Raw genomic sequence first — 12750 nt, 5'->3', positions numbered from 1 at the left:
GGCGCCGCGCGGCAAGCGCGGCGCCGTTTGCATTTTTGTGCAGTCCCGATCGCATGCATGGGCAACAAATCGGCCGCCGGCACGTTGGCTATCTGGATGGTTCGAAAGGAGTTTCCGATGCCGGGCGCCAAGCATACGACCAAGGACAGCGCGACCCAGGACACGACGAGCAAGCCAGCCGTGAAGCCGGGCACGAAGGTGGAGAACATGCCGCCGGAGGGACCGCATGCCCGTCCCGACCTGACCGATCACGACAAGACGCCGGGCACCGGCTCGCTCCCCGATTCCGACACGAAGGGCGTGGATATCGGGCCGGGCTAGTTGCGTCGGCTCGCACGGCTTCCCGATGGAGCAATCTCGGCTATTCTCAGCCCGCCTTCCTTCGGTTGCCTCCCCAATTCGGCAGGCCGAACGAACAGAGAAAGCCAGCCATGCCCCGTATCGTCCTTCTCACCACCGGGGGGACCATCGCGTCCCGGCTTGATGACGACGGCGCCGACGTCGTCGCCGGCGTTTCCGGCGAAGCGCTGCGCGCCACGTTGCAGGATCCGCTCGAGGGCATCGAGATCGCCGTCGACGAGTTCAGCAATATCGGCAGCTACGCCATCGACCTGCCGCTCGCCTTCCGACTGGCCCAGCGCATTGTCGGCCACCTCGTCGATCCGGCCTGCGACGGCGTCGTCGTCACGCACGGCACCGACACGATGGAAGAGAGCGCCTACTTGGCCGATCTCCTGGTCGAGAGCGACAAGCCGGTCGTCTTCACCGGGGCGCAGCGGAGCGCCGACATGCCGGATACAGACGGCCCGCGCAATCTCGCCGAAGCCATACGGATCGCGGCGAGCCCCGCGGCGCGTGGGCTCGGCGTGGTCGTCTCGTTCGAGCAGGATTTTCATGCCGCCCGCGACGTCACCAAGTCGCATGCGTCGCGTGTCGACACGTTCCGCTCCGGCGAGCACGGCAAGCTCGGCGAGGTCGATGGCGATCAGGTCGTCGTCTATCGCAAGCCGTTGCTGCGCAAGACCTACGCGGCGCCGCGCATCGAGACCGATGTCGAGCTGATCAAGATGGTGATGGGCGCGTCCGACCGGGCGCTGCGCTACGCCGCCGCGAGCGGCGCCAAGGCGATCGTCATCGAAGGATTCGGTCGCGGCAACGCGCCGCCGGCCGTCACCAACGCCGTCACCGAACTGGCGGAGACGGGCTTGCCCGTCATCCTTACGTCGCGCTGCCCGGAGGGCCGGGTCAAGCCGGTCTATGGCAAGGGCGGCGGCAAGGATCTCGAGCGCGCCGGCGCGATCTTCGCCGGTGACCTCTCCGGCATCAAGGCACGCATTCTCGTCGCCGTGCTACTCGGCCTTGGGCTCGATCGCGAGGCGATCCGCGCCGAATTCACTCGGCTCGGCGGGTAATTTCGCCGGGGCCACGGAGGGCTGCTGCAGGGAACTGCGCTGTCACGCGCTCTTCGCCAGGCCGGTCGCCTGCGGCGCGAGGCCGTTGAAGGCGCGGAAGGAGCGCTCGACAAGAGCCGGGTCGAGGCCTCTCGCGATCACCACGATATGAGTGCCGGTGACGCCTGCCGGCCAACGCGGCAGATGCATCGGTTTGTGGATCAGGTGCTGCACGCCCTGGATCACCACCGGGCTGTCATTGCCCTCTATGTCAAGCAGGCCTTTCAGCCGCAGGATTTCGCCGCCGTGCCGGTTGAGCAGCATGGAGAGCCAGAGGCCGAAACGCGCCCAGGATAGCGGGGTGTCGGCTTGCAGCACGAAGGCGCGGATATCGCCATGCCGGTTGGTGTCCAGCGCATGCTCATGGGAGTGATCGTGGCGATGGTCATGATCCTGCGCGCGCGTCTCGGCTCGCAGCCAGCGCGCCACCTCCGCGCCGCGCGCCTCGGCATCGTGGATGTCGCGCAGGAACAGCGCATCTTCGGGCTGCATCGTTTCCGAGAGTTCGAGGATTTCCGCCGCCGGGTTGAGCGCTTCGAGCCGGGTGCGCAGGCTGGCGGCGGCTTCCATCGGTGCGATGTCGCTCTTGGAGACGATCAACCGGTCGGCGACGGCGACCTGGCGCTGCGATTCCGGATAGGCGGCTAGATTGGCGAGGCCGTTCGGCACGTCGACGACGGTGACGATGTTGCCGACGCGAAAATGATGCCGCAGCATCGGATCGGCGGAGAGCGTCGCGATGATCGGCGCCGGATCGGCGATGCCGGTCGTCTCGATGGCCACGCGGGAGAAGCGCGGAATCTCGCCACGGCGGCTGCGCTCGAACAGGGAGAGCAGGGCGGCCTTGAGGTCGGTGCGGATGTTGCAGCAGATGCAGCCGCTCTTCAGAAGCACGATGTCGTCGTCGATCGCCTCGACCAGCAGGTGGTCGAGCCCGACCTCGCCGAACTCGTTGATGATGACGGCTGTGCCGGAGAGCGAGGGGAGGGCGAGCAGCCGCTTCAGCAGCGACGTCTTGCCGGCGCCGAGGAAGCCGGTCAGCACATTGGCGGTGATCCGCTCGCTCTCCTCGCTCATCGGTCCCTACTTTCGATGATGTCGAGCGTCGTCGGATCGAGCGGATCGAAGACCCGCCCGGTCAGGCGCTCGGCCTCGGGCCAGATGGCGCCGAAATGGTCGAGGATCGCCGTCTTGCCGTTGCGGGCGCGCAGCGTGTAGCGACCAGCCCATGGCTCAAGTGTCAGGCCAAGCGGCTTGAGGACCTGGTTGGCCACGCGGGCGCGGACCTGACGCTCGGCCGCCGGTGTCAGGCCGGTGGCGGCCGTCGCGGCGCCGCCGGTCCAGTGGTCGCTACCGCCGAAGGCGCCGCAGAGTCCGCACATGGCTTCATGCCTCCGCCTAGGATTGCGGCCGCGCCGTGCCGCTTTTCGGGAAGCGCTTGGCGAAATCCTCGGCGATCGTTTCCATCGTCACGAATTTTACGCCTTCGAAGCCCTTCATGTACTCGAAAAGCCGCTCATGCATCTTCAGCACATGCGGCTTGCCCGAAACGTCGGGATGGATCGTCAGCGGGAAGACGGCGTAGTCGTAATTCTCATAAACCCAGTCGAACTGGTCGCGCCACATCTGCTCGATGTCGCGCGGGTTGACGAAGCCATGGCTGTTCGGCGAGGCCTTGATGAACATCATCGGCGGCAGATCGTCGAGATACCACGAGGCCGGTATCTCGATCAGATCCGTCTCCTCGCCCTGCGTATAGGGCTTCATCCAGGCCGAAGGATGCTTCGAATAGTCGATCTTGGTCCACTCGTCGCCGACCGTCACGTAATAGGGATGATGATCGTTGTGCATCAGCGAGTGGTCGTAGCGGATGTCCTTTTGCTTCAGCAGTTCGTTGGTCTTGGAGCCGAATTCCCACCACGGCGCCACATAGCCGCGCGGCGGCTTGCCGGAGAGTTTGGTGATCAGCTCGACGCATTTGTCGAAGATCGCCTCTTCCTGCTCGGGCGTCATGGCGATCGGATTTTCGTGGCTGTAGCCATGCATGCCGATCTCGTGGCCGGCATCGGCGACGGCCTGCATCTCGGCCGGAAAGCTCTCGATCGAGTGGCCGGGAATGAACCAGGTGGTCTTAATGCCCCACTTCTCGAACATCCTGAGCAGCCGCAGGCTGCCGACATGGCCGGCGAAGGCGCCGCGGGAGATGTCGCAGGGACTGTCCTCGCCGCCATAGGAGCCCAGCCAGCCGGCCACGGCGTCGACGTCGATTCCGTAGGAAACGAAGATCTCTTTCGGCATGTCGTCCACTCCTGTTCGCTCCGGATGGACGATCATCGCAGCTTCGAAATGCTGCGGCCAGACACGGATTTGCGCAAGCGGGTGGGCAGCTGCCGCTATTGGCGGCACCGCAGCGGAAGCCGAGGGGAGGAGGCGCCGCCCTTTCTTGGGGCGGCGCCGGAACCCAGATGCTACCAGTCCGCGCCGGTGCGGATCGACTGGGCCTGCTCGGCCGCCTGCATCTGTGCCTGCGTGAACTGCATGGCGTGGCGGCAGAGATCGGTCGAATCCGTCCAGAGATTGCGCCAGATGCCGAGAATGCCGGAGAGCGGCTCGCCGGCGACGGCGGACGAGAAGGATTCGAAGCAGATCGGACCCTGGTAGTTGGCCTTCACCAGGCCGCGGAAGATGCGGGTGAAGTCGATCGAGCCGGTGCCGAGATAGCCGCGATGCGATTCACCGGTATGGAAATAACCCAGATAGTCGCCGGTATCGATGATGGCGCGCTCGGCGTCGGCTTCCTCGATGTTCATGTGGTAGCAGTCGAGGTGCACCTTGACGTTCGGCATGCCGACCCGCTTGCAGAGCTCGACGCCCTGGGCGGCGGTGTTGATCACGTTGGTCTCGTAGCGGTTCACCACCTCGAGGCCGAGCGTGATGTTGCTCTTCGCCGCTTCCTCGGCGACGTGGTGCAATACCTCGACGGCGCCGGCGACGCCCTCCGGCGTTGCGGGCGTGAAGTATTTCTGGAAGCCGGAATAGAGGATACCGGTGATGTGGGTGCCGCCGAGATCACGGGTGGTGGAGACCACCTTCATCAGGTGCGCCTGGCCGCGCGCCTTCTTGTCGGGATCGCCCGAGGAGATGTCGCAGCTGTCGTCGAGGCCGAGCGACGTCGTGATGCCGAGACCATGCTTTTCCAGCGCTTTGCGGGTGAAGTCGATGTCGATCAGCGACGGGTCGAGCGCCGGCGCCTCGATATAGTCGTAGCCGAGCGAGGCGGTGCTGGCGATGGCGCGCTCCGCCTCCGCATGGCTCCAGCCGCCGACCCAGACCTGTGCGTGCACACCCAGCTTGTTCTTCATGTCCTTCCTCCCTCGTTGTGAAATGAGCCTCAACCGGCTCCTGTCGACGTTCCGTCCGGATGGGAAGGCGTGGCCGTCGATGCCCGCACCTTCAAGTCGCATTGGAACTGGATGTGGGCGGGTGGCGACGCGTCCCCCTCGATCCGCGCCTTGAGCCGTGCCCAGATCGCCTCGCCCATCGCCTGGACCGGCTGCTGGATGGCGGTCAGCGGCGTGGTGCGCGCCCGCATCCAGGCATAGTCGTCGAAACCGATCAGCGAGATCGCGCGCGGAATGGCGATCGCGCGCTCGGCGAGCGCCGACAGCACGCCGAGCGTGGTGAAATTGGTCAGCGCCAGGATCGCGGTCGGCTGCCGGTTGCTGTCGAGCCAGGCGGCGAGCCGGTCCGATGCCAGCGTGAAGTCGCCGCCGGTCTCGACGATCGCCGGCGGCGGCAATCCCAGGCTCTCCAGGACGGAAACCGCGCCGGCGCAGCGCTCGCGTATGTTGGCGAGCTTCAGGACGGAGGCGGCGATCAGGATGTCGCGATGGCCCTTGTCGACGAGATGGCGCATGCCGATGGCGCCGGCGCTCTCATTGTCGACGGAGATGGTGTTGGCGGCGGGATCGAGGGTGATGCGGTCGGCCACGACATAGGGAACCCTGGCCCTGTCGATGAGCGCGCGCGCCGGAAATTCGTCGGAGCCGGGAATGACGACCAGTCCGGCCGGTCGCCAGGCGAGCATGGCGGCGAGCCGCGAGTGCTCGGTGTCGTCCTCGCCGCGCGAGCTCGCGACGATCAGCTCGTAGCCCTGGTCGCGCAGGCCGCTTTCCAGCGCCGAGACGATCGACGTGAAGAATGGATTGTCGAGATCGGGAACCAGGACGGCGATGATCCGCGCCTTGCCAGTCCGGAGCAGGGCGGCGGCCCGGTCGGCCTGGTAGCCAAGCGCCTCGGCCGCCTCGCGCACGCGCTGCGCCAGCGCGGCGTTCACCGGCCGGCTGCCGTTGAGGACGTTCGAGACGGTGCCGGGCGAGACACCGGCGCGCTCCGCGACGTCGCGAATGGAGATCGGCTTTTCCGTCACGCAGTGCTTTCCGGTCGCGGTGCTGTAAAACGATTTTTCAAAAATCGTTTTACAGCACCGCGATCCGATCGCAACGGCGGAACGATGGCGGCGGTCGGCGGTGACAGCAGGGGCCGTCGGGCGGAACTTAGCCGCCTTACTCGCCCATCAGGTCCAGGCTCGCCGTCCGTTCGCGCAGCATCGCCAGCAGCTCGATCCGACGCGGCTCGGGCGTGTCGACGGGGAGGACGAAGCAGAGCGTCAGCGTGACGCTGCCGCGGCCGTCGCGGATCGGCGCCGCCAGGCACCAGGTGAAACGGTCGGCCAGAGCGGCGCTCTCGCTGTAGCCCTGCCGGCGGGCCAGCGCGATGTCGGCCAGGAATTCCTCCTGCGGAATGACGCGGCCATCCGGCAGGCGGTAATCTTCGGCTGGCACGAAGGCGCGCACCGCCTCGTCGCTCATATGGGTGAGCAGCAGCCGGCCCGACGCGGTCCACGGGATCGGAACCTCGACGCCTACCTGACTGGAGATGCGGAACGGTCCGGTCGAATCGCGGCAGTCGAGCACGACATATTTGTTGCCGCGCAGGCCGCAAAGCTGGGCTGTCTCGCCGGAATCGGCGGCGAGCCGGTCGAGCGTCTCGACGATGCGCGGGTAGTGGGCGTTGTGATGGCTGTAGGCCCAGCCGAACAGATGCATGGCGCGGCCGAAATAGACATGGCCATCGGCGCCGACCGTCTCCAGCATGTCCGCTTCGAGCAGGCGGTTGACGATCTCGTAGGTGGTCGAGCGCGGCGCGCCGATCAGGCGGGCGATGTCGCCGACCCGCATCGGCGCGCGCTGCCGCAACAGGGCCTCGAGCAGGATGATGACCCGGTCGATGCCGCGTTTGCGCTCGCCCCCGGCGGATGTCGCGGCTTCCTGCCGTGCTTCGTTGGGATACGCCGTTTCCGTCATGTCAGCCTGCTTGTTCATGCTTTGGTGGTCGCGTTTCAAGACGCTTGAAAGATCTAAGGACTGGGTCTAGTTTCGTCTGTGTCCGATATATAAGCAAGGTGTACAGTATATCGGACATAAGTGGGGCCCGGGCGGAGAATCTGGGGCACTTGGCAGGGGAGCCGCGTCGTCGTTACGGCGCTGTACTGACATGTCCTGTTTTCGGCGCATCGCGGCATAACCTTCCAGGGGAACGTGATGAAAAAATCTTCTCTCTTTGCATCCGCAAGCATGCTGGGACTCGGCCTCCTCATGAGCGTGGCGGGCGTTTCTCAGGCCGATGCCGCCGCCAATTGCATCAAGGGTGATCGCAAGGCGCCCTATACGCTGGGCTGGGCCAACATCTACTCGGTGCCGACCTGGATGAAGCAGACCCAGGGCACGATCGAAGCCGAAGTCGAGCAGCTGAAGAAGGAAGGCCTCGTCGACAAGCTCGTCGTCACCGACGCGCAGGGCGATGCCAACGTCCAGATCCAGCAGATCCAGTCGATGATCGACGCCGATGTCGACGCCATCATCCTGATCGCCGGCTCGTCGACGGCCCCGGCCCGCGTGCTGGCCGATGCCTGCGCCAAGGGCATCGCGATCATCAATTTCGACAGCCTCGTCGACACCAACGACGTGACCGCCAAGGTCAACACCGACTCCAACCAGTGGGGCGAGCAGGCCACCAAGTTCATGATCGATGCGCTTGGCGGCAAGGGCAAGATCATCATCCTGAACGGCCCGGCCGGCGTCTCGGTGAGCGACGACCGCCGCGCCGGCGGCGATGCGCTGCTGAAGGCCAATCCGGACATCCAGATCCTGGCCGAGACCAATACCGCCTACAACGTCGCTCCGGCCCAGGAGGCCGTCACCAGCCTCTTGTTCGCCAATCCCGAGATCGACGGCATCCTCTCCTTCGGCGGCGCGCTGTCGGCCGGCGCCGTGCTGGCGCTCGACAAGCAGGGCCGCGAGCAGGTTCCGATCACCGGCGAGAACGCCCGCCAGTTCCTGGAACTCTGGAAGGAAAAGGGCCTGAAGAGCTGGGCGACGATGCAGCCGAACTGGCTTGGCGCCTTTGCCGCCTACACCGCCGTGCAGGCGCTGGAGGGCAAGGACGTGCCGGCCTTCGTCAAGATCCCGCTGCCGGTCATCGACAATTCCAACATCGACGAGTACCTGGCCCGCGCCAAGGACTTCCCGGCCGACGGCTATATCTACTCGCCGTATGACCGCGAGCTGTTCGCCAAGCTTCTGGCCCAGAAGTAAGGCCGGCTCCGTGGCTTCGCCCGCACCCATCCTCGCCGCGCGCGGGGTGTCGAAGGGCTTCTTCGGCAATCCCGTCCTGCGGGACGTTTCCATCGCCCTCATGCCGGGACGCGTCCATGCGTTGCTCGGCGAGAACGGCGCGGGCAAGTCCACGCTGATCAATCTGCTGTCCGGCGCGCTGCGTCCGGACAGCGGAACCATCGAGATCGACGGGCAGGCGGTTTCCCGCCACAGCCCGCCGGAGGCGCGCCGCGCCGGCATCGCCGTCGTGCAGCAGGAGCTGAGCCTGACCGGCTCGCTGTCGATCGCCGAGAATGTCGGGCTCGGCGACTATCCGCGCCGGTTCGGCCTGGTCGACTATGCTGCGCTGGCGGCCCGCGCCAAGGCGGCCTGCGATCTCGTGGGGCTGCACGAGCCGCTGGCGACGCCGGTCGGTGAATTGTCGCTCGGCCGCCGCCAGATGGTCGAGATCGCCAAGGCGCTCTATCGCAAGCCCCGCGTGCTCATCCTCGACGAGCCTACCTCGTCGCTGTCCGCCACCGAGACGCGAATCCTGACGACGCTGCTGGAAAAGCTGCGCGCCGAGGGCATCGCCATTCTCTACATCTCGCATCGCCTCGACGAGGTGATGCAGCTCTGCCAGCACGTCACCGTCCTGAAGGACGGCACCTGCACGGCCGACCGCCCGCTGGAGGGCGTCAACGCGGCCGGGCTCGTCCGCCTGATGGTCGGCCGCGATCCGGGCGATCTCTTTCCCCGCTGGGACAGCACTCGGACTGACCGGACGGCGATCGCCGTCGCGAAGCTGTCGGCCGGCGCCATGCAGGATGTCGATCTCGAGATTAAGGCGGGCGAGGTCGTCGGCATTGGCGGGCTGGTCGGGCAGGGGCAGGAAGATCTGCTGCTCGGTCTCTACGGCGCCATTCCCGCCAAGGTCGTCTCGGCGACGATCGGCGGCCAAGCAGGCCTGCCCGGCAATGTTCCGCAGGCCAATGCGCGTGGGCTCGCCTATGTGCCGGCCGACCGCAAGCGCGAGGGCCTGCACCTGATCCATCCGATCCTCACCAATCTGATGCTGCCGGCCTTTGCCCGGATGCCGGCGCTGAAGCTGCGCAACCGCGCGGCCGAGCGCGAGACGGCGATGGGGCTGGCGCTCCAGTTCTCCATCAAGGGCGATCTCGGCCGCGCCGCGCAGGCGCTTTCCGGCGGCAACCAGCAGAAGGTCGCGCTGGCCAAATGGATGCCGCATGACCCCACCGTCCTGCTTCTCAACGATCCAACACGCGGCGTCGACGTCGAAACCAAGCGGGAGATCTATCAGATGCTGCGCGGCTTCGCGGCAGCCGGCAAGGCGGTCGTCCTGCTCAGTTCTGATACGCCGGAACTGGTGCATCTGTGCGACCGCGTCGCTGTCGTGCGCGAGGGCCGCATCGTGACCATGCTGGATCGCGGCGGCTTGAGCGAGGAGGCGATCGTCGCCGCGGCCATGGGCGCCGAACGGGAAAGGCAAGCGGCATGAGCAACGCATCCCTGTCCGCGCCCGGGCGCGGCAACGCGCTATATTGGGCAATCCAGGCCAAGCGGAATATCGGCGTCCGCAGCCTGTTCCTCGTTGTGCTGGCCTTCATGGTTGCCTATGGCTTCCTGTTCCACGGCCTGTTCACGGGGACGGGCTTCGCCAAGTTCACCCAGAGCTGGTTCCCGCTCGCGCTCGTCGCTATGGCGCAGGCCATCCTGATGCTGACGGGCGGCATCAGCCTTGCCATCGGCGCTCTGGTCAGCCTCGGCGCCGTCATAGCCGCCACCACCATGACTGGGCCGCTCGGCGTTGCCGGCGGCGCGGCGGTGGTCGGCATCGTCGGTCTCGGCATTGGCGCCGCCACCGGCTTGATCGTCGTCAAATTGCGTCTGCCGGCGATCGTCGTGACGCTGGCCGGCTCGTTCATCATTGCGGGCGCTGCGCTGCTGGTGCTGCCCCGTCCCGGCGGCGCGATGCCGGACTGGCTCTCCAACCTGCTCGCCGGCAATACGCCGGCCGCCTTCGCCGTGCTGGTCGTCATCGTCCTTCTCTGGAAGCTCTATCTGGCGACACCGCTCGGCCTCAGCCTCTATGCCGCCGGCGAAAATCCCGTCGGCGCCTATCGTTCCGGCGTTCCTGTCGACGCCGCCCGCATCGCGGCCTATGCGATCAGCGGCCTGCTCTGTACAGGCGCCGGCCTGTTCGTCGCGGCGCAGACCGGCTCCGGCGATCCGATCATCGGCACCTCGTTCACGCTGAATTCGATCGCCGCGGCCGTTCTCGGCGGCATCGGCTTCCTCGGCGGCCAGGGCACCATGCGCGGTGCGCTCGCCGGCAGCCTTCTGCTGAGCCTGATGATCTCCGTCATGTTCTTTCTCGGCTTCACGCCCGTCGCGCAATATGTGGCGCAGGGCCTGATCATCATCGGCGCCGTCGCCATTCCCCAATTCCGCATGAGGGCCCGATGAGCATCAGCGACGCCGGAATCCTGTCCAGGTCCCGCATCCGGGCCATCGTCACCAGCCGGCCGTTCCTGACCTTTGCCATCGTGGCGCTGGTCTGGATCGTGGCGAGCTTCGTCTCGCGCGGCTTCGGCTCCTACGGCCACCTGCGCTACCTGGTCGAACTCGCCGCCGTCATCGGCCTCGTCGCGGCGGGGCAGACCTTCGTCGTCATCGCCGGCGGCATCGACCTGTCGGTCGCGGCGATCGTGACCGTCGCCGCCGTCGGCCTGCCGCTGTTCGCGATCGACGCCGATCCGACCGGGCTGACCCCGATCCTCGCCGTGCTCGCCATGACGACGGCGATCGGCCTCGTCAACGGGCTCGGCGTGGCGCTGCTCCGCGTCCACCCGATGATCATGACGCTCGCCATGGCGACCTTCCTGCAGGGGCTGCTGATCATCATCGCTGGCGGCAGCGCCGTGACCGCCGCCAATCCGCTGGTCAGCTGGGTCGGCAATGCGAGGCCGTTCGGGGTTCCGGCCGGCATTCTCGTCTGGGTCGTCGTCTCGGTGGTCGTGCTGGTGGTGATGCACGCGACGCCGTTCGGCGCGCGGCTGTTCGCCATGGGCGCCGGACCGCTCGCAGCCAAGCTCTCCGGCGTGCCGATCGCGACGACGACAATGGCGGTCTACGGCATCAGCGGCTTCATGGCGGGGCTCGCCGGGATTCTCGTGCTCGGCATGAACGGCCAGGGCTATGTCGGCATTGGCGATCCCTACCTGCTCGCCTCGATCGCCGCCGTGGTGCTGGGCGGCACCTCGATACTCGGCGGGCTCGGCACCTATGCCGGCTCGATCCCGGGCGCCATCCTGCTGGTGACGATCACGGCGCTGATCACCGTCGTCAACGCCTCGCCGGGCTGGCGCAGCATCCTGTTCGGGACGCTGATCCTCGCTCTGCTACTGCTTTCGGGCCGGGAAGCGGCGCGCCGCTAGGGCGCGCCGACTTTTCGTTTACAGCAGCAGCTTGCGGAGCGCCGCGTCGCAGCGGTCGAGCTGCTCGATCGCGACGTATTCGTCCGGCTTGTGCGCCATGTCGATCGAGCCGGGGCCGCAGACGACCGTCGGCACGCCGAGATCGCGCTGGAACAGGCCGCCCTCGGTGCCATAGGCGACCTTGCCGTGGCTGTTATGGCCGACGACGTTCTTCAGCCGCGTCACGAGCGGGTGTGACGGGTCGATCGCCAGCGCCGGATAGTCGTAGATCGGCTCGAAGGCGATATCCGCCAGTGGCGCCCGGCTGCGCATTTCCGGCAGCAGCTTCGTCTCGGCGAAGTCCTGGATGCGGGCGATGATCGTATCCGGATCGACCTCGATCAGATTGCGGTACTCGAAAGTGAACGAGCAGGCATTCGGCACGATGTTGACGGCCGTGCCGCCGGAGATCAGTCCGGTCGAGATCGTCGTGTGGACGACGTCATATTCCTCGTCGCGCGGGCCGATGGCGAGTTCGCCCCCGAGATCGCGCAGGAAGACGATCAGCTCGGCCGCGTACTCGATGGCGTTGACCGCGCGTGGGGCCAGACTCGAATGCGCTTCCTGCCCGGTGATGTGGCAACGATAGCCGCGCCCGCCCTTGTGGCCGACGACGACTTGCATGCTGGTCGGTTCGCCGACGAGGCAGGCCGCCGGCGCCTCGCCGCGTTCCCTGAGGATGGCGATCATCTCGCGCACGCCGGTGCAGCCGACTTCCTCGTCATAGGAGAGGGCGATGTGGACGGGGCGCTCCAGCTTCGCTGCGACCAGCTCCGGCACGATTGCCAGCGCGGCGGCGTCGAAGCCCTTCATGTCGCAGGCGCCGCGGCCGTAGAGGCGGCCGTCGCGCTCGGTGAGCGTGAAGGGATCGCTTGACCAGGCCTGGCCCTCGACGGGGACGCAATCGGTATGGCCGGACAGGATGATGCCGCCGGGGCCGGCCGGGCCGATGGTGGCCCAGAGGCTCGCCTTGCTGCCGTCGGCCGACGGGAAGATCTCGGCCGTCACGCCATGGCCGGCGAGATAGGCGCGGACATGCTCGATCAAAGCGAGGTTGGAACGGGCGCTGGTCGTGTCGAAGCCGACGAGATCGGCGAGGATCTCGCGGATGGTCTGGGTCTTGGTCATGCTCTTCACTGTTCAGGC

Annotated in this window: 13 protein-coding genes; 6 read left to right on the top strand and 7 right to left on the bottom strand. The window is 66.7% G+C overall.

What is annotated here, in order from left to right; genetic code table 11:
• Positions 1 to 117 precede the first annotated feature (117 nt).
• Together G342_RS22925 and G342_RS0101735 are read left to right on the top strand one after the other, a co-directional pair.
• Positions 118 to 321 carry a hypothetical protein gene (locus G342_RS22925; protein ID WP_156830753.1) on the top strand — a complete coding sequence of 68 codons (204 nt, stop codon included), beginning with the start codon at positions 118 to 120 and terminating at the stop codon, positions 319 to 321.
• 110 nt (positions 322 to 431) lie between these two features.
• Complete coding sequence (locus G342_RS0101735; protein WP_018181377.1) at positions 432 to 1412, top strand: asparaginase; 981 nt, start codon at positions 432 to 434, stop codon at positions 1410 to 1412.
• A 42-nt stretch (positions 1413 to 1454) separates the two neighbouring features.
• Here the strand turns inward: G342_RS0101735 and G342_RS0101730 are convergent, their stop codons facing one another.
• From G342_RS0101730 to G342_RS0101705, 6 genes are all read right to left on the bottom strand, one after another.
• Positions 1455 to 2528 (bottom strand): CobW family GTP-binding protein, encoded by a 1074-nt coding sequence (locus G342_RS0101730; protein ID WP_018181376.1) that lies wholly within the window; start codon positions 2526 to 2528, stop codon positions 1455 to 1457.
• Complete coding sequence (locus tag G342_RS0101725; RefSeq protein ID WP_018181375.1) at positions 2525 to 2833, bottom strand: hypothetical protein; 309 nt, start codon at positions 2831 to 2833, stop codon at positions 2525 to 2527. The genes G342_RS0101730 and G342_RS0101725 overlap by 4 nt, the downstream gene beginning before the upstream one ends.
• 16 nt (positions 2834 to 2849) lie before the next feature.
• Positions 2850 to 3749 carry a polysaccharide deacetylase family protein gene (locus G342_RS0101720; protein WP_026304023.1) on the bottom strand — a complete coding sequence of 300 codons (900 nt, stop codon included), beginning with the start codon at positions 3747 to 3749 and terminating at the stop codon, positions 2850 to 2852.
• A gap of 170 nt (positions 3750 to 3919) precedes the next feature.
• Positions 3920 to 4813 (bottom strand): sugar phosphate isomerase/epimerase family protein, encoded by an 894-nt coding sequence (locus tag G342_RS0101715; protein WP_018181373.1) that lies wholly within the window; start codon positions 4811 to 4813, stop codon positions 3920 to 3922.
• A 29-nt stretch (positions 4814 to 4842) separates the two neighbouring features.
• A complete protein-coding gene (locus G342_RS0101710; protein ID WP_018181372.1) occupies positions 4843 to 5880 on the bottom strand; it encodes a LacI family DNA-binding transcriptional regulator in 1038 nt (345 codons plus the stop codon).
• A gap of 136 nt (positions 5881 to 6016) precedes the next feature.
• Positions 6017 to 6835: an IclR family transcriptional regulator gene (locus G342_RS0101705; protein ID WP_018181371.1), complete on the bottom strand. Its 819-nt coding sequence runs from the start codon at positions 6833 to 6835 to the stop codon at positions 6017 to 6019.
• 252 nt (positions 6836 to 7087) lie between these two features.
• Here G342_RS0101705 and G342_RS0101700 point away from each other — a divergent pair, with 252 nt between their 5' ends.
• The 4 genes from G342_RS0101700 to G342_RS0101685 are packed head-to-tail and all read left to right on the top strand — an operon-like array spanning position 7088 to position 11565.
• The gene (locus G342_RS0101700) at positions 7088 to 8107 is read left to right on the top strand and encodes a substrate-binding domain-containing protein (protein ID WP_018181370.1); all 1020 of its coding nucleotides are present in this window, start codon (positions 7088 to 7090) and stop codon (positions 8105 to 8107) included.
• Positions 8108 to 8117: 10 nt separating this feature from the next.
• Positions 8118 to 9626 (top strand): sugar ABC transporter ATP-binding protein, encoded by a 1509-nt coding sequence (locus tag G342_RS0101695; RefSeq protein ID WP_018181369.1) that lies wholly within the window; start codon positions 8118 to 8120, stop codon positions 9624 to 9626.
• Positions 9623 to 10594, top strand: a complete 972-nt coding sequence (locus G342_RS0101690) for an ABC transporter permease (protein ID WP_018181368.1) — start codon at positions 9623 to 9625, stop codon at positions 10592 to 10594. Before G342_RS0101695 ends, G342_RS0101690 begins: the two co-directional genes overlap by 4 nt.
• Positions 10591 to 11565, top strand: coding sequence for an ABC transporter permease (locus G342_RS0101685; RefSeq protein ID WP_018181367.1), 975 nt, complete (start codon positions 10591 to 10593; stop codon positions 11563 to 11565). The genes G342_RS0101690 and G342_RS0101685 overlap by 4 nt, the downstream gene beginning before the upstream one ends.
• An 18-nt stretch (positions 11566 to 11583) precedes the next feature.
• Here G342_RS0101685 and argE read toward each other — a convergent pair whose 3' ends face one another.
• Positions 11584 to 12732, bottom strand: a complete 1149-nt coding sequence (gene argE / locus G342_RS0101680) for an acetylornithine deacetylase (protein ID WP_018181366.1) — start codon at positions 12730 to 12732, stop codon at positions 11584 to 11586.
• Between the last annotated feature and the right edge of the window lie 18 nt (positions 12733 to 12750).

It is taken from the genome of Kaistia granuli DSM 23481, assembly GCF_000380505.1.
Taxonomy (GTDB): domain Bacteria; phylum Pseudomonadota; class Alphaproteobacteria; order Rhizobiales; family Kaistiaceae; genus Kaistia; species Kaistia granuli.
The sequence above is the reverse complement of the archived record's forward strand: the minus strand, read 5'-3'. Positions and strand labels throughout refer to the sequence as shown.